At 64.3% G+C, this 26858-nt stretch carries 20 protein-coding genes and 2 pseudogenes; 10 read left to right on the top strand and 12 right to left on the bottom strand.

Features of this window, described 5'->3' with window-relative positions:
- The first annotated feature begins 84 nt into the window (after positions 1-84).
- The 5 genes from kdpA to EMO90_RS10385 all read left to right on the top strand — a co-directional run bounded on the left by kdpA (position 85) and on the right by EMO90_RS10385 (position 8372).
- Positions 85-1770: a potassium-transporting ATPase subunit KdpA gene (kdpA, locus tag EMO90_RS10405; RefSeq protein WP_150354507.1), complete on the top strand. Its 1686-nt coding sequence runs from the start codon at positions 85-87 to the stop codon at positions 1768-1770.
- Between the two features lie 14 nt (positions 1771-1784).
- Positions 1785-3941 (top strand): potassium-transporting ATPase subunit KdpB, encoded by a 2157-nt coding sequence (gene kdpB, locus EMO90_RS10400; RefSeq protein ID WP_150354508.1) that lies wholly within the window; start codon positions 1785-1787, stop codon positions 3939-3941.
- Positions 3942-3983: 42 nt separating this feature from the next.
- Complete coding sequence (gene kdpC, locus EMO90_RS10395; RefSeq protein ID WP_223849795.1) at positions 3984-4604, top strand: K(+)-transporting ATPase subunit C; 621 nt, start codon at positions 3984-3986, stop codon at positions 4602-4604.
- A gap of 126 nt (positions 4605-4730) precedes the next feature.
- Positions 4731-7640: an ATP-binding protein gene (locus EMO90_RS10390; protein WP_150354510.1), complete on the top strand. Its 2910-nt coding sequence runs from the start codon at positions 4731-4733 to the stop codon at positions 7638-7640.
- 12 nt (positions 7641-7652) lie between these two features.
- Positions 7653-8372 carry a response regulator transcription factor gene (locus tag EMO90_RS10385; RefSeq protein ID WP_150354511.1) on the top strand — a complete coding sequence of 240 codons (720 nt, stop codon included), beginning with the start codon at positions 7653-7655 and terminating at the stop codon, positions 8370-8372.
- A 2-nt stretch (positions 8373-8374) separates the two neighbouring features.
- On the opposite strand, the gene EMO90_RS10380 is transcribed toward EMO90_RS10385, so the two are convergent.
- Entirely contained in the window at positions 8375-9967 is a 1593-nt protein-coding gene (locus EMO90_RS10380; protein ID WP_150354512.1) for a PH domain-containing protein, read from the bottom strand.
- On the bottom strand, positions 9967-10455 hold the full coding sequence (locus EMO90_RS10375; RefSeq protein ID WP_150354513.1) for a PH domain-containing protein: 489 nt from the start codon (positions 10453-10455) through the stop codon (positions 9967-9969). The genes EMO90_RS10380 and EMO90_RS10375 overlap by 1 nt, the downstream gene beginning before the upstream one ends.
- A gap of 165 nt (positions 10456-10620) precedes the next feature.
- Between EMO90_RS10375 and EMO90_RS10370 the strand changes: the two genes are divergently transcribed.
- Positions 10621-11280 carry a DUF805 domain-containing protein gene (locus EMO90_RS10370; RefSeq protein WP_150354514.1) on the top strand — a complete coding sequence of 220 codons (660 nt, stop codon included), beginning with the start codon at positions 10621-10623 and terminating at the stop codon, positions 11278-11280.
- A gap of 5 nt (positions 11281-11285) precedes the next feature.
- Positions 11286-12710: a sensor histidine kinase gene (locus EMO90_RS10365; protein ID WP_150354515.1), complete on the top strand. Its 1425-nt coding sequence runs from the start codon at positions 11286-11288 to the stop codon at positions 12708-12710.
- Positions 12711-12967: 257 nt separating this feature from the next.
- Here the strand turns inward: EMO90_RS10365 and EMO90_RS10360 are convergent, their stop codons facing one another.
- Both EMO90_RS10360 and EMO90_RS10355 read right to left on the bottom strand, forming a co-directional pair.
- Complete coding sequence (locus tag EMO90_RS10360; RefSeq protein WP_150354516.1) at positions 12968-13681, bottom strand: helix-turn-helix transcriptional regulator; 714 nt, start codon at positions 13679-13681, stop codon at positions 12968-12970.
- Positions 13682-13729: 48 nt separating this feature from the next.
- Positions 13730-15211: a DUF1846 domain-containing protein gene (locus EMO90_RS10355; protein ID WP_150354517.1), complete on the bottom strand. Its 1482-nt coding sequence runs from the start codon at positions 15209-15211 to the stop codon at positions 13730-13732.
- A 140-nt stretch (positions 15212-15351) separates the two neighbouring features.
- Here EMO90_RS10355 and EMO90_RS10350 point away from each other — a divergent pair, with 140 nt between their 5' ends.
- From EMO90_RS10350 to EMO90_RS10340, 3 genes are all read left to right on the top strand, one after another.
- The gene (locus tag EMO90_RS10350; protein ID WP_150354518.1) at positions 15352-15735 is read left to right on the top strand and encodes an aminotransferase class I/II-fold pyridoxal phosphate-dependent enzyme; all 384 of its coding nucleotides are present in this window, start codon (positions 15352-15354) and stop codon (positions 15733-15735) included.
- Positions 15736-16233: 498 nt separating this feature from the next.
- A complete protein-coding gene (locus EMO90_RS10345; RefSeq protein ID WP_223849796.1) occupies positions 16234-18174 on the top strand; it encodes an ABC transporter ATP-binding protein in 1941 nt (646 codons plus the stop codon).
- 89 nt (positions 18175-18263) lie between these two features.
- Positions 18264-20138, top strand: coding sequence for an ABC transporter ATP-binding protein (locus EMO90_RS10340; protein ID WP_395953271.1), 1875 nt, complete (start codon positions 18264-18266; stop codon positions 20136-20138).
- 62 nt (positions 20139-20200) lie between these two features.
- Here EMO90_RS10340 and EMO90_RS10335 read toward each other — a convergent pair.
- The 8 genes and pseudogenes from EMO90_RS10335 to EMO90_RS10310 all read right to left on the bottom strand — a co-directional run.
- A pseudogene (locus EMO90_RS10335) lies at positions 20201-20497 on the bottom strand (ATP-binding cassette domain-containing protein); the annotation flags it as partial.
- 6 nt (positions 20498-20503) lie between these two features.
- Positions 20504-21322 carry an ABC transporter permease gene (locus tag EMO90_RS10330; protein WP_094666790.1) on the bottom strand — a complete coding sequence of 273 codons (819 nt, stop codon included), beginning with the start codon at positions 21320-21322 and terminating at the stop codon, positions 20504-20506.
- Between the two features lie 92 nt (positions 21323-21414).
- Positions 21415-22347: an ABC transporter permease gene (locus EMO90_RS10325; protein WP_150354520.1), complete on the bottom strand. Its 933-nt coding sequence runs from the start codon at positions 22345-22347 to the stop codon at positions 21415-21417.
- Positions 22348-22366: 19 nt separating this feature from the next.
- On the bottom strand, positions 22367-23311 hold the full coding sequence (locus tag EMO90_RS10320) for an ABC transporter substrate-binding protein (protein ID WP_395953269.1): 945 nt from the start codon (positions 23309-23311) through the stop codon (positions 22367-22369).
- A pseudogene (locus EMO90_RS12740) lies at positions 23291-23647 on the bottom strand (D-alanine--D-alanine ligase A); the annotation flags it as partial. The pseudogene EMO90_RS12740 and the gene EMO90_RS10320, both read right to left, overlap by 21 nt.
- 78 nt (positions 23648-23725) lie before the next feature.
- Positions 23726-23893 (bottom strand): hypothetical protein, encoded by a 168-nt coding sequence (locus EMO90_RS12205; RefSeq protein ID WP_190972057.1) that lies wholly within the window; start codon positions 23891-23893, stop codon positions 23726-23728.
- A 43-nt stretch (positions 23894-23936) separates the two neighbouring features.
- Positions 23937-25316: an ATP-binding protein gene (locus tag EMO90_RS10315; protein ID WP_150354522.1), complete on the bottom strand. Its 1380-nt coding sequence runs from the start codon at positions 25314-25316 to the stop codon at positions 23937-23939.
- Positions 25317-26028: 712 nt separating this feature from the next.
- A complete protein-coding gene (locus tag EMO90_RS10310) occupies positions 26029-26835 on the bottom strand; it encodes an SDR family NAD(P)-dependent oxidoreductase (RefSeq protein ID WP_150354523.1) in 807 nt (268 codons plus the stop codon).
- Positions 26836-26858: the final 23 nt, after the last annotated feature.

Raw genomic sequence — 26858 nt, 5'->3', positions numbered from 1 at the left:
ACCCTTGGCGTGATTCTGGGTCTGGTCGGGATCGGATACATGATCTACTCCCTGAGCCGCCCCGAGAAGTTCTGAGGTGTTCCGATGGTATATATCTACGCATTTCTGGCATTCGCTCTGATTGCCCTCATTCTGGCGGCCATCTACAAGCCGCTGGGCGACTACATGTACAACGTGTTCACGTCCGACAAGGACCTCTTCTTCGAGAAGTGGATCTACAAGATCATCGGCGTGGATTCCAAGAAGGGCCAGACCTGGAAGGCCTACCTTCGCGGCGTGCTCGGCTTCTCCCTGATGAGCGTGCTGTTCCTCTACCTGCTCCAGCGCATCCAGCACTGGCTGCCCTTCAACATGGGCTTCGACAACGTGCCCGGCCCGCTGGCCTTCAACACCGCCGCCTCCTTCGTGACCAACACGAACTGGCAGTCCTACTCTCCTGACGTGACGCTGGGCTACACCGTGCAGTTCGCCGGCCTGGCCGTTCAGAACTTCGTGTCCGCGGCCGTGGGCATCGCGGTGGCCATTGCCCTGGTGCGCGGCTTCGCGTGGCGCAAGTCCGAGACGATCGGCAACTTCTGGGTGGATCTCACCCGCGCCACCATGCGCCTGCTCATGCCCATCGCCATCGTCATGGGCATCATCCTGATCGCCCTCGGCGTGACGCAGAACTTCGCCGACTGGATCCACGTGACCACGATCGCCGGCAACGAGCAGACGATCATGCAGGGCCCGGTGGCCTCCCAGGAGGTCATCAAGGAGCTCGGCACCAACGGTGGTGGCTTCTTCAACGCCAACTCCTCGCACCCGTACGAGAACCCGAACATGTGGACCAACCTCATCGAGATCCTGCTCATGCTGTGCATCCCGGTGGCCCTGACCCGCACCACCGGCCGCATGGTCGGCAACATCAAGCAGGGCTACGCGCTGCTTGGCGCCATGGTGGTCCTCTTCGGCATCAGCTTCCTGTGCGTCGTGACCGCCGAGTCCTTCTCCTCCGACCCGATCACCAACCTGACCGGCGGCTCCATGGAGGGCAAGGAGAACCGCTTCGGCATCGTGTGGTCCGGCCTGTTCGGCACCACGTCGACCAGCACCTCCACCGGCGCCGTCAACTCCATGCACGACTCCTACACCGCTCTGGGCGGCATGATGTACATGCTGAACATGATGCTCGGCGAGGTCAGCCCCGGTGGCGTGGGCGCCGGTCTGTACGGCATCCTCGTGATGGCCATTGTGACCGTGTTCATCGCCGGCCTGATGGTCGGCCGCACGCCTGAGTACCTGGGCAAGAAGATCGGCCCGCGCGAGATGAAGATGGCTTCGCTGTACTTCCTCGTCATGCCGATCACCGTTGTGGCGGGCGTGGCCCTGAGCTTCGCCGTGCCGTTCGCGCGCCAGTCGATCTTCGACACCTCGCTGAACAACAGCGGCAACCACGGCTTCTCCGAGGTCGTGTACGCCTTCACCTCCGCCGCGAACAACAACGGTTCCGCCTTCGCCGGCATCACCGCCGACACCCCGTGGCTCGACACCATGCTAGGTCTGGCCGTGCTGCTCGGCCGCTTCCTGCCGATCGCCCTGGTGATCGCCCTGGCGGGATCCCTCGCCAAGCAGGACATCGTTCCGGAGACCTCCGGCACCATGAAGACCGACAACAGGCTCTTCGTGTTCCTGCTCGTGTTCGTTATCTTCATTATTTCCGCGCTCACCTTCTTCCCGACGCTCGCCCTTGGCCCGTTGGCTGAAGGTCTGGAAGGTCTGGTGGCCTGAAAATGTCAGCTGTCATGTCTAACGCAGAGACCAACGACGTCATCAAGGACGTCAAGAAGTCCAACAACAAGTCCCTCGGCGAGATGCTCATCAAGAGCCTGCCCGACGCGTTCCGCAAGTTCGATCCTCGCAACATGTGGCACAACCCCGTCATGTTCATCGTGTGGGTCGGCGCCGCGTTCCTCACCCTGCTGGGCATTGCCCAGCTGTTCGACCCGGCCGAGCTTTCGCAGGGCGAGCCCGTGTTCTTCACGTGGATCGTCGCGGTCGTGCTGTGGCTCACCGTGCTGTTCGCCAACCTCGCCGAGGCCGTGGCCGAGGGCCGCGGCAAAGCGCAGGCCGACGCGCTGCGCAAGACCCGCACCACCACCCCGGCCCGCGTGGTCGTGGGCTACGACGAGCAGAACGATCCGGACGCCCGCGGCCCCGAAAAGGGCATCGGCTCCGCGACCATTCAGGAGATCCCCAGCTCCGATCTGAAGCAGGGCGATGTGGTGGTCGTCTCCGAAGGCGAGCTGATCCCTGGCGACGGCGACATCATCTCCGGCATCGCGTCCGTTGACGAGTCCGCCATCACCGGCGAGTCCGCCCCCGTCATCCGCGAGTCCGGCGGCGATCGCTCCGCCGTCACCGGCGGCACCCGCGTGCTGTCCGACCGCATCGTGGTCCGCATCACCCAGAAGCCCGGCGAGTCCTTCGTGGACAAGATGATCGCCCTGGTCGAAGGCGCCAACCGCCAGAAGACCCCGAACGAGATCGCCCTCGATGTGCTCCTGAGCTCCCTGACCATCATCTTCCTGGTCGTCGTGCTGTGCATCAACCCGCAGGCGTCCTCCGTCGACTCCTCCGTGAGCCTGACGGTCCTGATCGCCCTGCTGGTCTGCCTGATCCCGACCACCATCGGTGCCCTGCTGTCCGCCATCGGCATCGCCGGCATGGACCGTCTGGTCCAGCGCAACGTGCTCGCCACCTCCGGCCGCGCCATCGAGGCCGCAGGCGATGTGACCACCCTGCTGCTCGACAAGACCGGCACCATCACCTATGGCAACCGTCAGGCGTCCGAATTCCACGCGCTGCCCGGCGTCAGCCACGACGAGATCGTCAAGGCTGCCGCGCTGAGCTCGCTGGCCGACTCCACCCCCGAAGGCCAGTCCATTGTGGCCCTCGCCAAGGAGGACGGCTTCAACGTCCAGGACGTTCCGGGCTCCACCGCGGTGGCGTTCACCGCCGAGACCCGCATGTCCGGCCTTGATCTGCCGAACGGCGACCGCATCCGCAAGGGTGCCACCTCCGCCGTCGAGGCGTGGATCGAGAAGGAGGGCGGCGTGATGAGCACTGAGGTGCGCGACGCGCTGCACGACCGTGTGGCCTCCATCTCCGGCCAGGGCGGCACCCCGCTTGTGGTCGCCGAGCAGTACGCGAACGGCGAGGCCAAGGTCCTCGGCGTCGTCCAGCTCAAGGACGTCGTCAAGAAGGGCCTGCGCGAGCGCTTCGAGGATATGCGCAAGATGGGCATCCGCACCGTCATGGTCACCGGCGACAACCCGCTGACCGCGGCCGCGATCGCCAAGGAGGCCGGCGTCGACGACTTCATCGCCGAGGCCAAGCCTGAGGACAAGCTCGCCTACATCAAGAAGGAGCAGGCCAAGGGCCAGCTCGTCGCCATGACCGGTGACGGCACCAACGACGCCCCGGCCCTCGCCCAGTCCGACGTCGGCGTTGCCATGAACTCCGGCACCTCCGCCGCTAAGGAGGCCGGCAACATGGTCGACCTCGACTCCGACCCGACCAAGCTGATCGACATCGTCGAAATCGGCAAGCAGCTGCTCATCACCCGTGGCGCACTGACGACCTTCTCGATCGCCAACGATATCGCGAAGTACTTCGCGATCATCCCCGCCATGTTCATGATGCAGTTCCCGGGCCTTGGTGTGCTCAACATCATGGGTCTGCACAGCCCGCTGTCGGCCGTGCTCTCCGCGATCATCTTCAACGCGATCATCATCGTGATGCTGATCCCGCTGGCCCTCAAGGGCGTCAAGTACCGTGCCGAGGCCTCCGAGAAGATTCTGGGCCGCAACCTCAGCATCTACGGCCTTGGCGGCATCATCGCCCCGTTCATCGGCATCTGGATCATCGACCTGTTCGTCCGTCTGATCCCGGGCTTCTGATCGAGTCGTAGCGAAGAAAGTGTGCAAGCAATGAAAAACTCAATGTCTCTGAACCTGCGCAGCTACTGGGCCGGCTTCAAGGCCGTGATCGTGTTCACCATCATCGTGATCGTGTACACGTTCTTCATGACCGGTGTTGGCCAGCTCGGCATGCCGGACAAGGCCAACGGCTCCATGATCACCAACGCCCAGGGCGAGGTCGTGGGCTCCTCCCTGATCGGCCAGTCCTTCGTGGACTCCAAGGGCGAGGCTCTGCCGCAGTACTTCCAGTCCCGTCCGTCCGCGGCCTCCAACCCGGACCTCGATGAGGACAACGTGAACTACTGGGCGGCGGCCTCCTCCGGCACCAACAAGGGCCACCAGGATGAGGACCTCATCAAGTCCGTCACCGACCTGCGCGAGGCCATCGCCGAACGCGAGGGCGTGAGCGTCAAGGACGTTCCGGCCGACGCGACCACCTCGTCCTCCTCCGGTCTTGACCCGCACATCAGCCCCGCGTACGCGGCCATTCAGGTCAAGCGCGTGGCCAAGGAGCGCAACCTGACCGAGGAGCAGGTCGAGAACCTCGTCAAGAAGAACACCACCCACCGTGGTCTGGGCTTCGTTGGCGAAGACGTGGTCAACGTGGTGACGCTGAACCTAGCCCTCGACGAGCTCAAGTAACCCGCCTTAAAGGGCCCGTTCTCTAGCGGACCCCGATGCCCCGGCCCTTAACAATTCAAGGACCGGGGCGTTCTACATTAAGGTAGACTAAAACCGTTTTATACCGATTTATCTGGGGGATACTCCATGGCTCGTGCTCGCGGATCGTTCACGGTATTTCTCGGCGCCGCACCAGGCGTCGGCAAGACCGTCGCCATGCTCAAACAAGGCAGGCAGCTGAAGACCGAAGGCAAGGATGTGGTCATAGCCCTGCTTGAGACGCATGGCCGCAAGGGAACCGCGCGCTCGGCGAAGGACCTGGAGATCGTGCCCCGCCGCCGTACCCGATACCGCGGCATGTGGCTCGAGGAAATGGACCTGTTCGGCGTGATCGAGCGCCATCCCGATGTGGCGCTCGTCGACGAGCTCGCCCACACCAACGCCCCCGGATCCGTGCACGAGAAGCGGTGGCAGGACGTGGAGGACCTGCTCGACGCGGGCATCGACGTCATCACCACCATCAACGTGCAGCACATCGAGTCCCTGAACGATGTGGTGCGCGAGATCACCGGCAGCACGCAGAAGGAAACGGTTCCGGACAAGATACTGCGCTCCGCAACCCAAGTGAAACTTGTGGATCTGCCGCCAGAGGGGCTGCGCGAGCGCCTGTCCGCCGGTCTGGTGTACAAGCCCGACCGCGTGGACGCGGCCCTGAGCAACTACTTCCGCGTGGGCAACCTTACGGCCCTGCGAGAGCTGGCCCTGCTGTGGCTGGCCGGCCGCGTGGACGAGTCCCTCAAGGAATACCGCGAGGAACACCACATCAAGGCGAAGTGGGAGACCCGCGAACGTGTGATCGTGGCCCTGTCCGGCGGTCCTGAGGGCGACCAGCTGCTCAGGCGCGGCGCCCGCGTGGCCCGTGCCTCCGGCGGCGGCGATCTGATCGCCGTGCATGTGACCAGCGAGGACGGACTGGCCAGCTCCAACACCACGCTGCTGATCAAGCAGCGCGATCTGGTGGAGAAACTGGGCGGCACGTACCACCAGATCATCGGCGAGGACGTGTCCGATGCGCTGCTCGACTTCGCGCGCGCCAACAACGCCACGCAGGTGATCGTGGGCGTCTCCCGCAGGAGCGCTTTGAGCCGCTGGCTGGGCCGCCCTTCCGCGACCGCCGGCATCATCGAGAAGTCCGGCGACATTGACGTGCACATCGTCACCCATTCCTTCGCCGCGGGGCATGGTCTGCGCCGGTTGCCTCGCTTCCAGCGGTCCATCCCGATGAACCGCAAGATCGGCGGCCTGCTGTTCGCCCTGCTGTCCGTGCCGCTGGCGAGCTGGCTGCTGTACATGTTCTCCGATCCCTCCGCCGCGCAGCGTGACGCATTGATCCTCCAGCTGCTGGTGGTGATCGGCGCGGTGATCGGCGGCATGTCCTCCGCCACACTGGCCGCCATCTTGAGCGGACTGGCCTTGGACTTCCTGTATACCGAGCCGATCGGCACATTCCATGTGCTGCACATGTCCGACGTGGTCACGATCGTGCTCTACGTGGTGGTGGGCCTGATCGTCTCCGCCGTGGTCGACCGCGCCGACGCGCGCGCACGCCAAGCGCAAAGGGCCTCCGCCGAATCCGAAATGCTCACCAGCGTGGCCAGCGCCGTGCTGCGCAGCGACGATCCGCTTGAGGCGATCGTCCACCGTACGCGGGAGGCGTTCGGCTTCACCTGCGTGCGCGTGGTGCAGAACGGCAAGGTGGTGGTCTCTGACGGCGAGCCGGGCATCTTCGGCCTGCCGGTCAAAGAGAGCGTCAACGGCGTGGGGGATGTGGCCCCGGCCGAGCACGACACGGTCACCCTGCGCGAGGACGGCCCCCAGCTCGAACTGTACGGCCGTGCCGTGGAGGCATCCGACCAGCGCATCCTGATCGCCATCCTCTCGCAGATCCAGACCGTGCTCGAGCACAATGACCTGGAGCGCAAGGCCAGCGAGGTGGGCCCGCTCGCCGCCGCCGAGAAGGTGCGCACGGGCCTGCTCAACGCGGTCAGCCACGATCTGCGCCGCCCGCTGGCAGCCGCCACGGCCGCCGTCTCCGGCCTGCAGCGTATGGGCGACACGATCAGCGAAAAGGACCGCAAGGAGCTGCGGAACGTGGCCGCCAACAGCCTCAAGCAGCTCACCAAGCTCGTGGGCGATCTGCTCGACGTCTCCCGTCTGCGCGAGAACGCCCTGCCGATCTCCCTGGTCGCCACGGACGTGGGCGAGGCGATCGTCCCGCTGTTCGATGAGCTCAACGTGGCCCCCTGGACCTTCGATCTGGACATCGCGCCCGATCTGCCGCTGGTGGTGGCCGATCCGCCGCTGCTGCGCCGGGCGCTGTCCAACGTGGTGATCAACGCCCTGCGGTTCACGCCCAAGGGCAAGCGCGTGCGCATCGCCGCCTCCACGCTGGCCAATCTTGTGGAGATTCGCGTGGTCGATCAGGGCCCCGGCGTGCCTGACGACCGCAAGAACGAGATCTTCCTGCCGTTCCACCGGCTGGGGGATACGGACAACACCACCGGACTTGGTCTGGGCATGGCCCTGTCCAAGGGATTCGTGGAGTCGATGGGCGGTTCGATCACGCCTGAGGATACCCCGGGCGGCGGCCTCACCATCGTGATCACACTGCGCGCCGCCAATCTGGCGCTGCATGCGGGCCAGCTCATCCCCAAGAGCGAGCAGCCCGATCCCTCGCAGATTCTCGAGCAGGATACGCTCAACGTGTCCGGCGCGGTCTCCGACGTCATCCTGCCGCTGCCCGGCAAGGGGTCGTCCGACGAGCGCGGGCTCGACCGGTTCATCAACTACAGCACCATGCGCGGGACCATGCCCGCATCGAAGGCCGAGACATCGAAGAGTGCCGGCAAAACCGGTGATAGCCAAGGCTCCGGAGACGACGGTCATCCTGCCGTTCCGGATAACATCGCCAAGGCGTGGGAGGATTCCCAAGCCCCGGAGCACCCCGCAAATACCCATACCGCACATACCACTGATACGCAGGAAACACAGGAATAAAAGGAGGAACGTATGAAGATTCTGGTGGCGGACGACGATCCGCAGTTCCTCACGGCGTTGCGCATCACCCTGCACTCGCAGGGCTATGACATTGTGACCGCGCGCGATGGCGTCGAATGCATCACGGTGGCGGTCGCCGAGCATCCAGATCTGTTCGTTCTGGATCTCGGCATGCCCAAGATGGACGGCATGGGCGTGATCCACGGCGTGCGGGGTTGGACCGAGGCACCCATCCTCGTGGTGTCCGGTCGAACCGACGCGCGCGAAAAGGTGGCCGCGCTGGACGCCGGCGCGGACGATTACGTGACCAAACCCGTCTCGATCGACGAGCTGCTCGCCCGCATCCGTGCGCTGTTGCGGCGCGTGCCACAGGATGGTGCATCCGACGGCGACCGCCCGGTGGTGACGTTCGGCGACGTGACCGTGGACCTTGCCGCGCATGCCGTGTTCCGCAATGTCAACGGACGTCAGACACGCGTGCGGCTGACCCCCACCGAATGGAAGGTGTTCGAGGCGCTGGTCCGTGCGAACGGCCGTCTGGTGACCCGTCAGGATCTGCTCACCGAAATCTGGGGAGCCGGGCACGTGAACGACACCGGCTACCTGCGCCTGTACATGTCCCAGTTGCGCAAGAAGATCGAGCCCGATCCGGCACACCCGAAGTACCTCAAAACCGAACCGGGCATGGGATACCGTCTGGAGGTCGACGGGGGCGCGGACAGCGCCTCATGACGTCATCCAGCCTCTGACGTCATCCACTCTTCCAGCCGGTTGGCATCGGCGCGGTGCATGGCATGGAAGCCCACTGCGCTGGTGCCGACCGCCACGAACAAGGGCATGTTGACGCTTTCCACACCATGGGGTTCGCGCCACGCCGTGGTCGACCGCGTGAAGCTCTGCACGCGGGAGCGGTGCGTGACCAGCGTGACCAGTGTGAGCTGTTCGGCGCCGGTCGCCTCGATGCGATGCGATCCGTCCAGGAGCGCAAAGCCCTCGGTGCGCCATTTGAGCGCGCGCGTGGCCATCCACCAGAGCATCGCCAGCGTTGCCAGCGCCGCCGCCACAGCGAGGGGGAGCGGCGGATGCCACTGGGTTCGTGTTCGCAGGAGGACCACGCCCAGAGCCATCAGGGATGCCAGCAGCGCCACCAAAGGGGCTGCGAGGTAATAGCGACCCAGTCCGCGTCCGGTCCGATGCGTGCGCACCGGGGCCAGATCCCATTCGGGCAGCACCTTTGCCATCACGTCGTACACGCGCTTCGATCCGATCACCGGCAGCAGGACCGAGGCGGATTGGGCGTTGCCGTCGTCGTCATCGTCATCATCATCGCCCGCCCCCGCCACGACGCTCAGTCCCACGCGCACCGTGCACAGATGCAGCAACCGGCGTAGCACGTTCCTGCGGATCTCCACGCTCTGGATGCGGCTGACCGGCAGCGTCGTCACCTGTTTCGTGATCAGGCCGCGCGAGATCACCAGATCGTCGCCGCGACGCCAGATCGCGAAGCCGTAGAAGCGCAGGAACGCGCTCACTAGGGACACCATCAGCATCACGATCACGCAGAATAGCGCGAACATCGCGATCGCAAGCGCGCCCTGCGCGAACAGGCCCAAAACGGTGTCCTCCGTGCGGCGGACCAGCCATCCGGGCAACACATCGCTGATGCGGTTCCAGAAGCCCCATATCACCAGAGCGGAGGCCAGGAATGCGATGTCGCTCAGCGCGTACAGCAGGATGTCCCTGGGGGAGGCGGTGAAGACCGGAGCATGCTCGGACTGCATGTCTCGAACCGGTTTGATATGTTCTGAGGGTTCTGAGGCTTGTGTGTCGAACGTGTTCGAGTCGTTCGCCGCGCCTGCCTTGGCTCGCAGAGACTCCAATTCAAGCTGCACCGCGGCGTCCACCGCATCGAGCGTGATGTCGGATTCGCTCGAACCGCCTGCGGATATGGTCAGGCCCACCACGCCGAACGGCTGCAGATACCACGGCGAGACGCTGTTGATCGCATGGATCCGGTCGTACGACATCGTCCGCCGATTGCGGAAGAACAGGCCGCTTTCCCAGATCAGCTCCCGATCGGTGAGGGCGTACCGCGTGGTCAGCCATTGGACGATGGGCGTAACCAGCACCAGCATGACGACGATCGCCAGGGCGATGCCGATCAGCATCGGCGCCATGCCGGAACCATTCGGGCCGTCTGAGGACATTCTGCCCATCACGATCATGCCGATCGCCACGATCAGGCCGGCCAGCGCTTTGGCGGACTTGGCGAGCGCGACGATCAGCCCGGCCGGGTGCAGACGCCGCCACTGCGGTTCGCCGGCCATCACAGGTCCTCCTTCGACTCCGCCACGCGCTGCGTGATCAGCTTCACCACGCGTTCCGCCTCGGCGTCGTCCAGTGCGTCGATCGTATGCTCGTCCACCGCGGTGTGCACGGTGACGGCCGTCAGCCCGAACCGGCGAAGCACGGGGTTCTGCCTGGTGTCAACGTGCTGGATGCGGTTGAACGGCACAGTGACGCTCGAACGGAACAGCCACCCCTTGCGGATCCTGAACTCCCGGTCGCCGATCGCAAAACGGTTGAACGCATAGGCGTATTTGGTCTGCAGCGGCTGGAACGCCAGCTGCAGCACCGCGTACGCCGCCGCGATCGCGATGATCGCCGGTTGCCAGATCTGCCACCAGTCCATCATCCGGCACACCACCGCGGCCACCGCGCAGCCGGCCAGTATCGCCATGGACTGGATCAGCGCGTTGATCATCCACACCCGCCGCACGCGATCCGGCAGTGGCCGCCAATCGTCCGATTCCATGATTCCTCCCCGTCGCAGCAGGGCGATCGACGCGATCGCCCCATGGCTCCATTGGTTTCCTCCACCATACGGCAGGCCGATGCGTACGCCGCCGGCCCGTACACGCCTGTGGACCGCGTCGGCGGGGATTGGACGGGCGGGGAGGATCCGTGATGAGATGTGGGCATGAGCGAATTCAACGGCAATCCATATCTTTCGCCCCGGACGTATCCGCCGGCGGCAACCGAGCTTGAAGGCGCTGAGCCGGCGCTGGACCAGCCCTGGTACGGCATCGGCTTCCTACGGGCGATCGACCGGTTCTGGCGCAAGGCGTTGGTTTTCCGCGGACGGGCATCGCGCGGCGAGTTCTGGTGGGCTTCGCTGTTCCAGTACCTGCTCACGGCGGCGGTGGATCTGGCCGCGTGGGGCGTGGACATCATGGTCTGGCATGCTGGAGACGGCGATGGGCCCGCCTCCACATGGTCGTCGGTGCTGGTGACCCTGGCGCTTGTGCTGCCGGGGCTGTCCGTTTCGGTACGGCGGCTGCACGATGAGAACCTGAGCGGCTGGTGGAGTCTGCTGCCCCTGGCGTTCATGATCGGCAACCTCGGCTCCTGGGGCGGTTCCCTGTTCGCCGGCAGCGCTCAGGACGCGTTGGTGGGCGTGCTTACCGGGCTGCTTCTGGGCCTTGCGTATCTGATGAGCAGTGTGGTGCTGTTCATCCTGCCGTCGAATCCGGCGGGGGTACGGTTCGACGGGCCGTTCATCCATGCCCGCGGGGAATCGTCCGGCCGTGACGGCGCTTCCGGCCGTGATGGCGCTTCCGGCAACGTCGGGGACCGGTGATCGGCATGGCTCCCGATGCCTCCGGCGCACTTGGCCTGGGCGCGCGCATGCGACGGCTGCGCGCCTTCTGGCGGGAGCCGCATTTCCTCGCCAAGACACGTGTGATCGCCATTGTTCTGTGGGTGGGGGCGCTGCTGGTCTTCCAACCGCGCACCGCGTTGGACATGCTGGCGGTGTTCACGCTGTTCGCAGTCATCGCCGTGCTGCCGGTGATGCCCCGCGTGGTCGTGCCGATCGGTCTGATGATCGCGCTCATCGTGGGCTTCGTGCCCGGCGACGCGGTGGAATTGGCCACGGTCATCACCCTGTACGCGTTGTTCCTCACGGCCGGGTTCGCCTGCGATGGACGCTTGTGCGCGCTTATGGTGGCTCTCTACGCGATGGCTGAGATCACCTGCGCGGTGGTCTGGGGATCATCCAGCGCGGCATTGGAGGTGATCAACGGTCTGGTGGATGCCTGGTCGAATATGTTCGCGGACAACATGATCGTCGGTGGCGGTGCGGATATTCCCGATCTCATGGCATGGGCGTTCGCGGTGGCGATGTCCATGCTGCTCAGTGGATTCGCGGCCGTGTTCGGACATTCGTTCCGCATCAGCGCGGTGGCGGGGGAGCGGCTGGCGCGCAGCGAGGCGATGGTGGACCGCATGGCACGCGAACAGCGGCTGGCGCATATGATCCACGATTCGGTGGCCAACGACATGTCCGTGATCGCGATGCTCACGTGGCGTGCGAAGGCGGGGTTGGACGGGGATTCCGGTTCGTCTGAGTCTTCCGGGGCTTCCGGGGCTGCTAGCGTGGATCTGGCCGCATCGCTGGATGCGATCTACGATCGGTCGCATCATGCGCTCGACCGCGTCCACGAGGTGATCGACGTGCTTGACGGCAAGCGGACGCTCGCCGAGCTCGAGGATGACGATGATGCGGACGACGCGGAGGCCGGCGAAGGCTCCGGTTCGGGTGCCAATGCGGGCTCCGATGCCGGGGCGGGCGCCGATCTGATCGTGCAACTGGAGCGCTGCGTGGAGGATCAGGATCGCATCATGGCCATGATCGGCATGCGGGGCGTCTCGCGCGTGGTGGCTGAGGGCGTCGACCCCTGCAATCCGCCCAAGCGGGTGAGGCGCGCGGTGATCGGACTGGTGGAGGAGATCTATGCGAACATTGTGCGCCACGCCGCGTGGGCGAATGGTTCCGAAGATGCGGGAGATGCGGAGGCCTACATCCTGTTCGTGACCGTGGGGCCGAAGCGCATCCGCATCGCCGAGGTGAACGCGATCGGCGGCGGTGAATCGGCGGCCATCCGGGGAACCAAGCACGGCAACGGATTGGCCCAGCAGCGCGAGACTGTCGAGTCGCTCGGCGGCACCCTCAACGCCAGTGCGCAGGACGGCACCTGGACCATCGCCGCCGAGATCCCCGTGGCGTAAAACATATCGGCCGATACAAAAACGGACGCGAGGGTGCGGGGAGGTCTTCCGTCCCGCGTCATCCTGAACAGGGCGGCTTTCGTCATCCTGAGCGGTCCTTGGTGGGTCACTGTGTCATCCTGAGCGAAGCGCGTAGCGCGGAGTCGAAGGATCCTTAACTTTGTGCATTGTGGTTTTGTGGGGGAGACCAAGGATCCTTCGACTCCGCCCTACCGGGCTTCGCTCAGGATGACGTTGGGTGGGCTTTCGCCTTGCGGTCACCGGCTCAGATAGATGGCGATGGCGTGGGCCAGGGACTTGGCGCCGAGCTTGTCCACGGCCCGATGCGCGTGGGTGCGCACAGTGGCCGGCGCGATGCCCCACTGGGCGGCGATCTGCTCGTAGCTCAGCCCCTGTGCGAGCATGCGCAGCGTCTCGGTCTCCTTGGTGCCGAGTTTGGGCCGATCCGCGCCGCCGGAACCGGAATCGCCGGCCGCGCCCGAACCGTTGCCCGATTCGTCCAGATCCGCATCCTCGAGCCTGCGATGGGCGTCGGCGGCGGTTTGGAAGCCGGTGCGTGCGGAATCACCCGCGGGATCATACGTTCCGCCGGCCGCCACGGTCCGCAGCGCGGCGGCCATGGCCGGCACATCGGCCTTCGAGACGATGCCCTGGGCGCCGGCCTCGGCCACCCGCGTGGCGTACGTATCCGTGGAGAACGCCGTGATCGCGAGCATCAGCACCCGGTCCGTGCGACGGCGGATGCGACGGCACACGCCCACGCCGGTGCCGTCGTCCAGGGACATGTCCACCAGCAGCAGACGCGGACGGGTATCCGGCGCCAACGCCATCCGCACGGCCTCGCTCGCGCCCGAAGCGCCCCACATCCACCGCGCGCCCGGCAGCAGCTGCGGCAGAATCCCGCGCAGCGCCATCAGCGCCATGCGATCGTTGTCCACCGCCGCCACCGCAATGCCCGGTGTTTCCCCCATGCTCCTCACCTCGGATCCGCCCGCACCGTGCGGGCCATGATACGGATTCTACTTGTGGTACAGGCTCACGCGCTCGTACTTCGGCTCGCAGCACACGTTGATGCCGAGCCTGCGGTACAGGGCCTCGTCGGCCGCGGAGATGATCACCGAGAAGAAGGCGTCGCAGCCGCGCAGCTGGTCCAGTCCGCCGATCACGCGCGCGGCCACCGGATCCGTGGCGCTGCTGATGGACAGGGCGATCAGCGTCTCGTCGGAATGCAGGCGGCGGTTCGCGCTGTTGAGGTGCTCGGTCTTGAGCGTGCAGATCGGCTCGATGGCCGTGTCGCGGATCACCGGCAGATCGTCGTCCACGCCCGTGACGGCCTTGAGCGCGTTCATGAGCAGCGCGCTCGCCGCACCCAGCAGATCGCCGGTCTTGCCGGTGACCACGCGGCCGTCCGGCAGCACCATCGCGCCGGCCGGGCCGCCGGTCGCCTCCTCCTTGCGCAGGGCGGCTGCGCGCGCGGGGGAGAGGTTCTCGTCCACGCCGGCCTTCTGCATGATCGAACGCAGGCGCTCGAGCTGCTCCTCGTCGGCGCCGGTGCGGCGGAAACGGACCGCCGCGTCGAAGAATCGGCGCACGATCTCCATGCGTGCGGCCTCGCGGCACGCCTCGTCGTCGGTGATCGCGAAGCCGACCATGTTCACGCCCATGTCCGTGGGGCTCTGGTAGGGGCTCGATCCCATGATCCGCTCCATCATGGCGCGAAGCACCGGGAACGCCTCCACATCGCGGTTGTAGTTGACCGTGGTCTCGCCGTGAGCCTCCAGATGGAACGGGTCGATGATGTTCGAATCGTCCAGATCCGCGGTGGCCGCCTCGTAGGCGATGTTCACCGGATGGTTGAGCGGCAGGTTCCACACGGGGAAGGTCTCGTACTTGGCGTAGCCGGCCTTCACGCCGCGGCGGTGCTCATGGTAGAGCTGCGACAGGCAGGTGGCGAGCTTGCCGGAGCCGGGGCCGGGGGCCGTGACCACCACCAGCGGACGGGTGGTCTCGATGTAGTCGTTGCGCCCGTAGCCCTCGTCCGAGACGATGCGCTCGATGTCATGCGGATAGCCGGGGATGGGGTAGTGCAGACGGCAGGTGATGCCCAGTTGGGCCAGACGGCGCCGATAGGCGTCCGCAGCGGGCTGGTTCGCGTACTGGGTGAGCACCACCGAGCCGACGTGGAAGCCGCGCGACCGGAACACGTCGATCAGGCGCAGCACGTCCTCGTCGTACGTGATGCCCAGATCGCCGCGCATCTTGGCCTTCTCGATGTGGTTCGCGTTGATCGCGATCACGATCTCCACATCCTCCCTGAGGCTCTCCAGCATGCGGAACTTGGCATCCGGCTCGAATCCGGGCAGGACGCGGGCCGCATGGTTGTCGTCGAACAGCTTGCCGCCGAATTCCAGATACAGCTTGCCGCCGAACTGCGCGATGCGCTTGCGGATGTTGGCGGCCTGAAGCTCGATGTACCGGTTGTTGTCGAATCCCTGTCGCATGGCGGTGGCAAATCCCTTTCGATCGTCGCTGCGTAACGTACCGATTATAGCGGAGGGCTACCATCGGCCATCGAACGCCGGGGAGCGGGAAGATCGTTCCGGGTCCGCCGGCCGTGTTGCACATCCCCAGGAGGAACCGCATGCCCGAAGTGTCCCGGCGCGCCCAGGAGGCGCTGTACCCATCCGTCCGCGAGATGTTCGAACTGGCATCGCATGTGCCGGACGCGATCTCCTTCGCGATCGGCGAACCGGGCTTCGACACCCCGCGTCCGATGATCGACGCGGCCTACCGGGCGGCTCTGTCCGGCGACACTCACTACACGCCCAACAGGGGCTCCGAGGCGCTGCGGCGCGCGTGGTGCGATTTTCGCAATCGGGCCGACGGCACCGACTACGGTCCGGACACCGATATCATCGTCACCACCGGAGGCATGGAGGGCGTGTTCATGTCCATGGAAGCCGCGATGGATCCGGGAGACGACATCCTGAGCGCAAAGTGCGCCCGCCGTCATCCTGAGCACTGAGCCGTTAAGCGGACAGCCCGGTGGGCTGTCCGTAGGCAGGCTGAGCCGTGAAACAAACGCCGGTGGCGTTTGTAGGCGAAGGCGAACGACAGTGAGCGAATAATGCTGCGGCCGCAGGCCGTCCGCGATTGCGGTCGAGCCGCCGCCAAGGCGGCGACGGTCCGGCGCAGCCGGACACCGACAGGGCGGAGTCGAAGGATCCTTGGCCACTGTGCACCAATCGTTGTATGCATTAGTGCGGGGAATTAAGGATCCTTCGACTACGGCTGCGCCTTCGCTCAGGATGACAAGAGGGGTCACTCTGCGCTCGTGATGTCGTTTGCTCAGGATGACGGGGAGGGGACGCGCTGCGCTCGTGATGTCGTTTGCTCAGGATGAGCAGGATGAGCAGAGGGCGGATATGCAAATAGTGGCCATTGCGCGTCCGGATTTCGGCGATCGTCTGATATTCTGAGCGGGTTCTGTGAATTGACGAAGTTGTGAAACCGGGAGCGGCGCGTGAACACGGTAAGGGAGCTGTTGCGGCACGTGGGCGAGTTCAAGCGGGACTCGATCCTCACGCCGGTGTGGATGGTGGCCGAGGTGGCATGCGAGATGATCATCCCGCTGCTCATGGCCACGCTGATCGACCAGGGCGTGGAAAAGGGCGACATGGGGGTGATCGCGCGCACCGCCGGCATCATGGTGTGCGTGGCGCTCGTGGGACTGACGGTGGGATGCCTCGGGTCGGTGTTCGGCTCGCGCGCCTCCACCGGGTTCGCCCGGAATCTGAGGCAGGACCAGTACGACAACATCCAGACGTTCTCGTTCTCCAACATCGACCGCTTCTCCACGCCGAGCCTCGTGACCAGGCTCACCACCGACGTGATGAACATCCAGAACGCCTACATGATGTGCCTGCGCATGGTTCCGCGCGCCTTCTCCAGCATCATCCTGGCCATGTGCATGGCGTTCCTGGTTTCCGGAACCATGGCGCTGATCTATCTGGGAGCCGTGGTGGTGCTCGGCTCGGTGCTGGGCGTCCTCATGTCCATCGCCTCGAGGTACTACCGTCGGGCGTTCCCCGAATACGACGCGATGAACGAGTCGGTGGAGGAGAACGTCACCGCCATCCGCGCGGTCAAATCGTTCGCCCGCGAGGACATGCAGGCCCGCGTGTTCAAGGCCACATCCAAGCGCATCTACGACCTGTTCCTCAGGGCCGAGCTCGTGCTGGCCTCCATCGACCCGATCATCCAGTTCACCGTGTGGGGCTGCATGCTGCTCATCAGCTGGGTGGGGTCGCATCTGATCGTGCAGGACCAGCTGACCACCGGCGACCTAACCAGCCTGCTCATGTATTGCATGAATATTCTCATGAGTCTGGTCATGCTCTCCATGGCCGTCGTCATGCTCACCATGTCCTCCGCGTCGGCGCGGCGCATCGTCGAGGTGCTGGGCGAGAAGGACGACATGCCCGCGGCCCGCCATCCCGTGACAGCGGTGGCGGACGGTTCGGTCGAATTCAGCCATGTGGACTTCGCCTATCCGGTCGTTGAGCTCTCGGAGCACGATCCGGCCGCCCGCCGCCGTGCCGAGGCCGTGAAGGACGCCGGCGCCTCCGGCGATTCGGGATCGGCCGACCGCAGGCCCCGCACGGTGCTCTCCGACGTGAATCTCTCCATTCCCTCCGGCGCGGTGGTGGGTGTGATCGGCGGCACAGGATCGTCCAAGACCACGCTCGTCAGCCTCATCCCGCGTCTGTACGACGTGACCGCTGGGAGCCTCAAGGTGGGCGGTGTGGACGTGCGCGAGTACGATCGCGACGCCCTGCGCGACAAGGTGTCCATGGTGCTGCAGAACAACGTGCTGTTCTCCGGCACGATCCTGAGCAATTTGCGCTGGGGCAACCCGAATGCCACACTGGACGACTGCCGGCGGGCGTGCGCCATCGCCTGTGCCGACGAGTTCATCGACAAGCTCCCCGACGGCTACGAATCCAAGGTGGAACAGGGCGGCCAGAACTTCTCCGGCGGCCAGAAGCAGCGCTTGTGCATCGCCCGCGCGCTGCTCAAGGACCCGAAGGTGCTGATCCTCGACGATTCCACATCGGCGGTGGACACCGGAACCGACGCGAGGATCCGCCGTGCGTTCGCCAACCGGATGCCGGACGTGACCAAGATCATCATCGCCCAGCGCATCTCCAGCGTGCAGGACGCGGACATGATCGTGGTGCTGGACAACGGGCGCATCAGCGGCGTGGGCACGCATGGCGAGCTCATGGCCTCCAACGAGATCTACCGCAACATTCACGACCTGCAGACCCAGGGCGGCGGCGACTTCGACGAAGCGGCGTTCGACGGCCTTGCGGAGGTCGCCAGTGCGACTCCGGCCGCGGATTCCGCCGCTGAAACACCCGTCACGAACGTCACACCCGCCACGAACAAGGAGGTGCGCTGATGCCCGGACCCGGACCACGCAACAACGCCGGACGCGCGGCGGCCGGAGCCAAGGCCGCGCGCGAACTTGACCATCCGTTCCGCACGTTCATGCGTCTGATCGGATTCGTGCTCAAGCTGTACGGCTGGCAGTACGGTGCCGTGATCGCGCTGATCGTCGTCACCATCTACGCACAGGTGAGGGGCAACCTGTTCTTCCAGACCCTCATCGACAACTACATCATGCCCATGCTCACCACCGGCGACCGCGACTTCGGCCCGCTGCTCGCGGCGATCGGCGTGATTGCATCCATCTATGCGGCGGGTATCGTCGCGGCGGCCCTGAGCGCGGTGCTCAAGGTGTTCGTCACGCAGGGCTTCATGAGGAAGCTCCGAAACCGCATGTTCGAGCACATGCAGAAGCTGCCGCTGTCCTACTTCGACACCAACTCGCGCGGCGACGTGATGAGCCTGTACACCAACGACATCGACACCCTGCGCCAGATGGTCTCGCAATCCGTGCCGCAGATTATCAACTCGGTGTTCAGCATCGTGATGATCCTGGCGAGCATGGTCTACCTGTCGTGGCCGCTCACGCTGGTGGTGCTGGCCGTGTCCGGAATCATGGTGTGGATGACCAAGGTCATGACCGGCAAGTCCGGCGACTACTTCTCCCGCCAGCAGAAGTCCGTTGGCGCGCTCAACGGCTACGTGGAGGAGATGATGAGCGGCCAACGCGTGGTCAAGGTCTTCACGCACGAGCGCGAGGCCAAGGAGAAGTTCCGCGAACTCAACGGCCGGCTGTTCGAGGCGTCCAACAACGCCAACAAGTTCTCCGGATTCCTAGGGCCCATCAACAACCAGCTCGGCTACGTGGCGTACGTGCTGTGCGCGCTCGTGGGCGGCGCGCTCGCGATCAACGGCGCGACCGGACTCACACTGGGCGCGCTGGTGAGCTTCCTGACGTTCGTGAAGTCCTTCACCATGCCGATCAGCCAGGTCAGCCAGCAGCTCAACTCGATCGTGATGGGCCTTGCCGGCGCCGATCGCATCTTCAAGCTGCTTGACATGCCCGTGGAGGCCGATCCGGGCACGGTCACGCTGGTGAGCGTGCGGGAATCGGGTGCGGGCGCTCCGGACGCCGCCGGTTCCGCCGGTTCCGCCGGTGCGGGCGCGACGGGTGCGCGGACGCTGGTGGCCACTTCGGATCGCACGGACCAGTGGGGCTGGAACAAGCCCGATGGCACGATCGTCCCCATGCGCGGCGACATCCGCCTGGACGACGTGACGTTCGGCTATGTGAAGGGCAAGACGATCCTGCACGACATGACGATGTTCGCCAAGCCCGGCCAGAAGATCGCGCTCGTCGGCTCCACGGGCGCCGGCAAGACCACGATCACCAACCTCATCACGAGGTTCTACGACATCGACTCCGGCCGCATCACCTACGACGGCATCGACGTGGCGGACATCCGCAAGTCCGATCTGCGCCGGTCGTTCGGCATGGTCCTGCAAGACACCCACCTGTTCTCTGGGTCGATCATGGAGAACATCCGGTTCGGCCGCCTCGACGCGACCGACGAGGAGGTGATCGCCGCGGCGAAGCTCGCCAATGCCGACGCCTTCATCGAGAAGCTGCCCGACGGCTACGACACGCAGCTGACGGCCGACGGCGCATCCCTGAGTCAGGGCCAGCGGCAGATGCTCGCCATCGCGCGCGCCGCCGTGGCCGATCCGCCCGCGCTGATCCTGGACGAGGCGACCAGCTCCATCGACACCCGGACCGAGGCGCTTGTGCAGGCCGGCATGGACCAGCTCATGAAGGGTCGCACCACGTTCGTGATCGCCCACCGCCTGTCCACCATTCGCAACGCCGACTGCATCATGGTGATCGAGGCCGGGCGGATTGTGGAGCGTGGCACTCACGACGAGCTGATCGCCCAGCGCGGACGGTACTACACGCTGTACACCGGGCTGAAGGGGTAGCGGCCGGGCGAGCAGGGTTCTGTTCCGTCATCCTGAGCGAGCGGAGTTCCATTCCGTCATCCTGAGCGGAGCGCCGTGGACTTGCCGCAGCCGGAGCCGCCGAGCAGCACGACCATCTCGCCCGGCTTGATGTCGAGGTTGAAGTCGTCGAGGGCGTGCACGGTGGAACCGGGGTAGATTTTGACGACGTCCTGCATCTGGATGGAGCCGCCGCCGCGTTCCGCGGACTCCTTGAGGAGCTTCTTGGCGGCCTTGGTCACATCCTTGGCCTTGACGCCCTGCAGCGAGGCGGTCGGATCGTTCTTGAACTCGTCCTCGGTCTGGGCCGGGGTGACGAGGGTCTTCTCATCAACGGTCATGATTGGTTAGCTTTCCTTCGACTTGCGCATCGCATCGGAAATGAGGTCGAGCGCGACGAGCAGAACCACGCCGAAGAGCAACGCAAGCAACGACATGGCGGTGGAGATCTGGGAGTTGGACTGGCCGAGCTGGTAGAGCGCGACCTGAAGGTTCATACGGCCGAGCAGCGAGGCGACGGTGTATTCGCCCAGCACCACGGCGATGGAGATGAACGAGGCGGACAGGATCGACTGCCACAGGTTCGGGATGATCACGCGGAAGAACACCTTCGGCCACGAGGCGCCGAGCGAGCGGGAGGCCTCGACCAGGGTCTTGACGTCGATGGAGTTGAGGCCCACGGCGATGGCGCGGAAGGCGAACGGCATCACGAGGATCACGTAAGCGAAGCACAGCCAGATCGGGTTGGTGCTCAGCACGTCCGCCGACAGCCAGCGGTAGATCGGGCCGAGACCGACCACGAGCACGATGGCCGGGATGGTCAGCGGCAGGGTGGCGACCCACTCGATCGCGCGCTCCAGCGCCTTGGAGCGGATGTGGACGATGACCATCGTGGGCACCATGAGCAGCAGCATGATCACGACGGTGACCACGCACAAGGCCAGCGAGGTGCCGATGCCCTGCCACAGCACGGTCAGGTCGGCGCCCAGCGACTCGCCGTTGCCGGTGAAGATCGCGATCCACGGGGCGGCGGACCAACGGCCGGACAGCGGGTGGCGCAGGGTGAAGATGAGCATCGAGAAGAGCGGCACGAACAGGAACGCCAGCGTGATGAACAGGATGACGAACTTGATGACGCTCTGCTTGCGGATGCGTGCGGCGCGCAGCTGTGGCGGCTTGGTGCCGACCGTGCCGGCGGAACCGGTGGCGCCGGTCTTGGCTGCGACGGCAGCGTTTGCAGCAGCCGCGGAGGTTTCGTTCACTGCCAACGTCCGGCCCTCTTTTCCACAGCGTGGCTCAGCAGCATCACGATGGCCACGACGATGATCATTGCGAACGCCAGCACCTGGGCGAAGCCTTGCTGGTTCGGGTCCATCTCGTTACGCATGGCACCCTGGATCATCAGCGGCACGAGGATCGAGCGCTGGGAGAACAGGGCGGCCGCGGTGGCGTACGCGGAGAACGCGGAGGCGAACAGCAGCAGGAACGCGGAGATGAAGCGCGGCGCCAGAATCGGCAGTGCCACGCGGGTCCAGTACTGGAAGGTGCTGCCGCCCAGAGACTCGCAGGCCTCACGCCACTGCGGACGGATCGAATCGACCGCAGGCAGGAAGATGATGATCATCAGCGGAATCTGGAAGTAGCAGTACACGGTCACTAGGCCCGGCAGGGAGCTGAGCCAGTTCGGGTTGACGACCAGACCGGTCAGCTGCTTGATGAGCATCGTGCCGATGCCGTTGATGCCGATGGTGGCGATGAACGCGAAGGCGAGCATCACGCCACCGAACTGGGCGAGCACGGAGGAGATGGCGGAGACGAGGCGACGTATCAGGCCGTTGGGCTTGGCGCCGATCACGAGGGCGTACGAGGCGAGGCCGCCCACCACCGCGCCGATCACCGAGGAGACGATGGACACGAGGATAGAGGTGACGAACGCGGAAATCGTGTTGGCTTCGAACAGCTTGTTGAAGTTGGCGAGCGTGAAACCGCCGTCACGGGTCTGGAACGCGCCGATGATCACGATCACGGTGGGCGCGAGCAGGAAGCACGCGGTGTAGGCGAAGAACGGCAGGGTGACGGCGATGGTGCCGAGTTCCTGACGGTGCCGGGCCAGCGTGGAGGAGCTGGAGTTAGCGGACGGACCCGCCACCTTGGCGGTGGCAGGTCCGTTCTGTGCGATTGCAGCAGTCATGGGTTCGGTTGCCTTAGGCTCAGTTGCCGATGGTCTTGTCCCAGTTGTTCTGCAGCCACTCGGTGATGCGGGTGGCGTCATCGTTGGTGTAGGAGACCGGCTTGCCCTCGATGGTGATGGCGTCCTTCAGGGTGTCCTGATCAACGGTGCCGTCTTCCTTCATGGAGGAGAGCAGCACCGGGTTGGCGCCACCCTTGAACCACAGGTTCTGGGCCTCGGCGGAGTACAGGTACTCCTCCCACAGACGGGCGGCGGCCGGGTGCGGGGCGTCCACGTTGATGGCCTGGTTGTAGTAGCTCACGACCTGGGCGTTCGGGAAGGTCTTGTACTCCCAGTTCACGCCCTTGGACTTAAGCTCCTTTTTGTAGGAGGCCTGGTTGTAGGTCCAGTCCATCACGACGCCGGTCTGGCCGGAGTCGATGGTGCCGTTGGTCACGTCAACGGTGGTGAGGTTGCCGGCGTCCTTGAGCTTCTTGAAGAAGTCGAGGCCGGGCTGCAGGTTGTTGATGTCGCCGCCGGCCAGCTGGTTGATCATCAGGTAGCCGTTGAAGGCGGCGCCGGCCTCGGCGGGCTTGCCGTTGAGGGCCACGGTGCCGGCGAACTTCGGGTCGAGCAGGTCCTCGAGCTTGGTGATGTCGCCGTACTTGTCCTTGTTCCAGCCGATGGACATGATGCCGGTGTAGTCGGCGTAGTAGGCGCCGTTGGCGTCCTTGTTCTCATCTGGGATCTTGTCCCAAGCCTGCACCTTGTACGGGGCGAAGGAGTCGGTGGAGGTGGCGGCGATCTGCTGGCCGACGTCGAAGACGTCCGGAGCGGCGTCGGTGCCCTTGTTGGTCTTGGCGGCGTCCAGCTCCTCCTTGGAGGAGGCGTTCGGGTTGAGCTCGGTGACCTTGATCTTCGGGTACTTCTTCTTGAAGGTGTCGATGACCTCGCCGTAGTTGGACCAGTCGTGCGGCAGGGCGATGACGTTCAGGGCGCCTTCTTCCTCGGCGGCCTCGACCTTGGTGACACCGAAGCTGGAGCCGGCGCGCGAAGGCTTGACGAACAGCGGGTAGGTGAGCTGCGCCTCGTCGATCTGCGCCAGCACATCGGCGGCGGTGAAGTTGCGCGCGTCCACGGTGATGCCGGGCGCGGCGGCGATACCGGCGGCCGAGAGCACCACCTTGGTGAAGTGCTTGTCCATGCAAGCGGCCGAAGCGAACACGCCGCAACCCACGTACGGCACACCCATCATCTCGAGGAGACCCTGAATCGTGCCATCCTCGCCGTATGGACCATGCAGCACCGGCAGCACCGCGTCGATATGGCCAAGCGAGGTGACCGCATGGCGCGTTTGGGGGTCGGACATGCTGACGCCGTTTCATCTCCGTCGTGAGTCTCAGTGAGTCTCATGATTCTGGGGTCGTTCGCCCTCGTTGGTCTGTGCGCCGCCGCGCCTGCGCTCGGCCATCATGAGTGTGCGCGCGGTTTCGCGTTTGAGGTCGAGGAACGGCAATCGTCCTATCTTGCCTGTCGCGGCTGCCTGCACGTTCATTTCGGTGTTCATGTTTCCGGGACTCATCAGCAGCACGTTCACGCCGCGACGGGACTCATTGCAGGAACCAGCGCCATGCGGGAATCACCTCGATGGTTCCCGCGGGTACGGTGACTTCGCCTTCCTCGTCCAGTGAGATGAGGGTGCCGTGCTTCAGTCCCGTATTGCCTATTGCCGCCGAAAGATTGCCGATTTCGCTGCGGAATTTGCGGTTCAGGGAATGATCGTCGAAATCGGTGACCATGGTGCGCTCGACACCGGTTTGGGCGGCAACCTGAATCAGCTGATACGGGTCGCCTGTCGCCTCGTCTCCGACGATGAAGTCCACTTCCGGGCAATTTGCGGCCGAATATGAGGCGATGGCATTGGTCCGATTATCGCCGTAGCGTCGTTTGAGCTCGATGAACACCGCCGTTTCCAGTCGTTGTCCGAGGTCGAGATGGTTGGCCGGAGCCACCGCCAGGGAGAGTCCGGGATCCACGGCGTATACCTTGTACGGGGTTTTGGGATTGTCCCGGATGGAAAGGGTGAAGCCGCCTACTTTGAACAACAGGTGCGCGTCTTCGAAATCGTCCATCAGATCGTACAGTTTGCCGCTGGAGACAGGCACCTGCATGCTTCGCATCGACTTGACCTGCGCGTTGACGGAGAATTTGAGCCCAGTGGAGCGCAGTGCGTTGCGGGAGAATCGTGCGGCGACCCGCAGGGATGTGGTGCCGAATCGTTCCAGAACATCCTTGGTGACGATCTCATCCGCATAACCTTGCAGCATGCGCATGCGATCGAGCGTGCCCATGCGCTGCACTGCGGGGAATCCTCCTGCATTGAGATAGTCGACGCATGCGTTTTGCAGGGGGCGTCGGATATTCGCAGGATATTCTCCGGCGACGGTCGTTGTGGGGATGTCATGGAACAGGCAGTACTCCCTGAAACTGAGGGGCCACATCTCTCTCGACAATGATCGTCCGCGCAGATTCGTGGGAATGTCCGAAGACAGCAGTTTCGACGATGAGCCGGTGAGCACGATGGTGACGTTATGCTGTTCGGCCACGCGCCGGATGAAGTTCGTCCAGTAGGGTGCCTCTTGGATCTCGTCGAAGAGGAGATAGCAGCCTTCTAGAGCGTCGGGCACCATGCGGTAGTAGGTGTCGAGAAGGTCAGCGAGCGTGTGATCGGTGAACGGCATGATGCGTTCGTCGTCGAACGAGAAGTGAAACAGCTTCGTGCGCGGGACTCCGGCGGCGATGAGCCGGTCCATGAGCTGGTACATGGCATAGGTTTTGCCGCATCGTCGCACGCCCGTGATGGTGTAGATCACATTGTTGCGCGCCGGTTCGGGGACCGTGAGGGCGGCGCTGTCTCGTGTGGTGTATTCCGGAATCCGGAAGTCCAGATATTCGGCGATTAGTGACGACAACGACATGATGCCCTCCATCTTCGTTTAATAATAATGAAGATTATAGCCTATCTTCACTTTTTATAGATGAAGATTGCTGCAAATCTTCTCTCATGGAAGGTGAAGATAGGATTTGCTTGAGCGTATGGCGGTGAGATGTGCAGTACGCGGCGCCAAATCGGGTTGCAGAATCTGCGAGTAAGTCGTTCGTGTTTCCGGTTTGCTGGCAGATCCGGTAACTCGGCGGAGACTTGTGCTGGGGAGGCTCTCCCCGCGTCATCCGAGCGCAGCGAAGGATCCTTAACTGCGTGCGTATGGTTAAGGATCCTTCGACTCCGCCATGCGGTTGGCTCCATACGCTCCACGGTCGGCGCGGCCATCATATGCGCAGCCATCCTGCTCGTCCTGCTGCTCCTGCGCGTGCACTTCGGCAATCGTCAATCCCGGCAATAAAGGAAACCATAATGATCAACAACGTACTGATCATCACTAGCTCGCCCACCATCGCAGGTAACGGAGACGCCATCGCCGCTACCGCCGAGCATGAACTGTCGAACGAACGCTGACGAAATCCCTGCGTGCCAGTGTCACCGATTGGCGCACCGTTGTGTTCGACCGTTGCCCGCCACTGCATGGTCGCCCATTGCCTGACGATTACCGACGTCAGACCGTCGCGCTCGCGGATTGGTGCCTTGGATCATGAGGAGGCTGTCCATGCGAATCGGCTGACCATTCGAGGCGGCAGATGCCCCTATCTGCCGTGCGTGTCGCCGTTCTCGATGCTGGTGACTTTGACGGCGAGCGCGCTCGGCATGAGCTTCGCGAAGAGCCGGTAGAGCTTATAGAACAGCATCGGCGTGTAGGTGGCGTGACCTCGTTCGGCCATCATGAGCGTGCGCGCGGTTTCGCGTTTGAGATCGAGATAGGGCAGATGTCCGAGTTTGCCGGTAGATGTGCCCTGCACGTTCATTTCGGTGTTCATGTTTCCGGGGCTCATCAGCAGCACGTTCACACCACGCTTGCGCTCCTCCTCGTGCAAAGCCCGTGCGAGGAAACGGGTGTACGCCTTGCTCGCCGAATACACCGTCTGCCATGGGATCGGGGCGAATGAGGAGACCGATCCGGTGATTACTTCGAATGAGCCAGCGCGCATATACGGCAGAAACACGCGGTTCACCATCGTCATGCCCATGACGTTGAGTTCGATCATCGCAAGAATATCCTTGGGGGCCATGTCGCGTAGCAATCCTTCGCGTTCGAATCCGGCGTTGTTGATCAGCACACGTACGACCGGCTGTTCTTCGGCGAGCATGGAGGAAAGCTCGTCGTAGGAGGAGGCGGCCGAAAGATCGAACGCTAAGGCGCGTACGCGTGCGCGTATGTTCGGGTATCGTTCGGCCAGCGCTTCGAGCCGTTCCTTGCGTCGCGCGATCAGCCAGATCTCGTCGAGATCGGGGTATCGGTGTGCGATGGTCTCGTAGAACTGTTCCCCTAGACCGGACGAGGCCCCGGTGATCACTGCGATGTTGGCGTGTTCGGTGTTGTTGGGTGTCGTCATGGTATGTCTTCCGAAGGTTGTTT

The organism is Bifidobacterium vespertilionis (assembly GCF_008698145.1).
Taxonomy (GTDB): Bacteria; Actinomycetota; Actinomycetes; order Actinomycetales; family Bifidobacteriaceae; genus Bifidobacterium; species Bifidobacterium vespertilionis.
Note: the sequence above shows the minus strand (reverse complement) of the source record. Positions and strands in the feature narration are given on the sequence as shown.

Bases quoted from the DNA above. Each gene is read 5' to 3' on its own strand.
- kdpA (WP_150354507.1), top strand. From the start codon at position 85: ATGGTATATATCTACGCATTTCTGGCATTCGCTCTGATTGCCCTCATT.
- EMO90_RS10340 (WP_395953271.1), top strand. From the start codon at position 18,264: ATGCGTCTGATCGGATTCGTGCTCAAGCTGTACGGCTGGCAGTACGGT.
- EMO90_RS10380 (WP_150354512.1), bottom strand. From the start codon at position 9,967: ATGGCCGGCGAACCGCAGTGGCGGCGTCTGCACCCGGCCGGGCTGATC.
- EMO90_RS10385 (WP_150354511.1), top strand. From the start codon at position 7,653: ATGAAGATTCTGGTGGCGGACGACGATCCGCAGTTCCTCACGGCGTTG.
- EMO90_RS10325 (WP_150354520.1), bottom strand. From the start codon at position 22,347: ATGACTGCTGCAATCGCACAGAACGGACCTGCCACCGCCAAGGTGGCG.
- kdpC (WP_223849795.1), top strand. From the start codon at position 3,984: ATGTCTCTGAACCTGCGCAGCTACTGGGCCGGCTTCAAGGCCGTGATC.
- EMO90_RS10375 (WP_150354513.1), bottom strand. From the start codon at position 10,455: ATGGAATCGGACGATTGGCGGCCACTGCCGGATCGCGTGCGGCGGGTG.
- EMO90_RS10310 (WP_150354523.1), bottom strand. From the start codon at position 26,835: ATGACGACACCCAACAACACCGAACACGCCAACATCGCAGTGATCACC.
- kdpB (WP_150354508.1), top strand. From the start codon at position 1,785: ATGTCTAACGCAGAGACCAACGACGTCATCAAGGACGTCAAGAAGTCC.
- EMO90_RS12205 (WP_190972057.1), bottom strand. From the start codon at position 23,893: ATGAACACCGAAATGAACGTGCAGGCAGCCGCGACAGGCAAGATAGGA.
- EMO90_RS10365 (WP_150354515.1), top strand. From the start codon at position 11,286: ATGGCTCCCGATGCCTCCGGCGCACTTGGCCTGGGCGCGCGCATGCGA.
- EMO90_RS10315 (WP_150354522.1), bottom strand. From the start codon at position 25,316: ATGGAGGGCATCATGTCGTTGTCGTCACTAATCGCCGAATATCTGGAC.
- EMO90_RS10350 (WP_150354518.1), top strand. From the start codon at position 15,352: ATGCCCGAAGTGTCCCGGCGCGCCCAGGAGGCGCTGTACCCATCCGTC.
- EMO90_RS10355 (WP_150354517.1), bottom strand. From the start codon at position 15,211: ATGCGACAGGGATTCGACAACAACCGGTACATCGAGCTTCAGGCCGCC.
- EMO90_RS10370 (WP_150354514.1), top strand. From the start codon at position 10,621: ATGAGCGAATTCAACGGCAATCCATATCTTTCGCCCCGGACGTATCCG.
- EMO90_RS10360 (WP_150354516.1), bottom strand. From the start codon at position 13,681: ATGGGGGAAACACCGGGCATTGCGGTGGCGGCGGTGGACAACGATCGC.
- EMO90_RS10390 (WP_150354510.1), top strand. From the start codon at position 4,731: ATGGCTCGTGCTCGCGGATCGTTCACGGTATTTCTCGGCGCCGCACCA.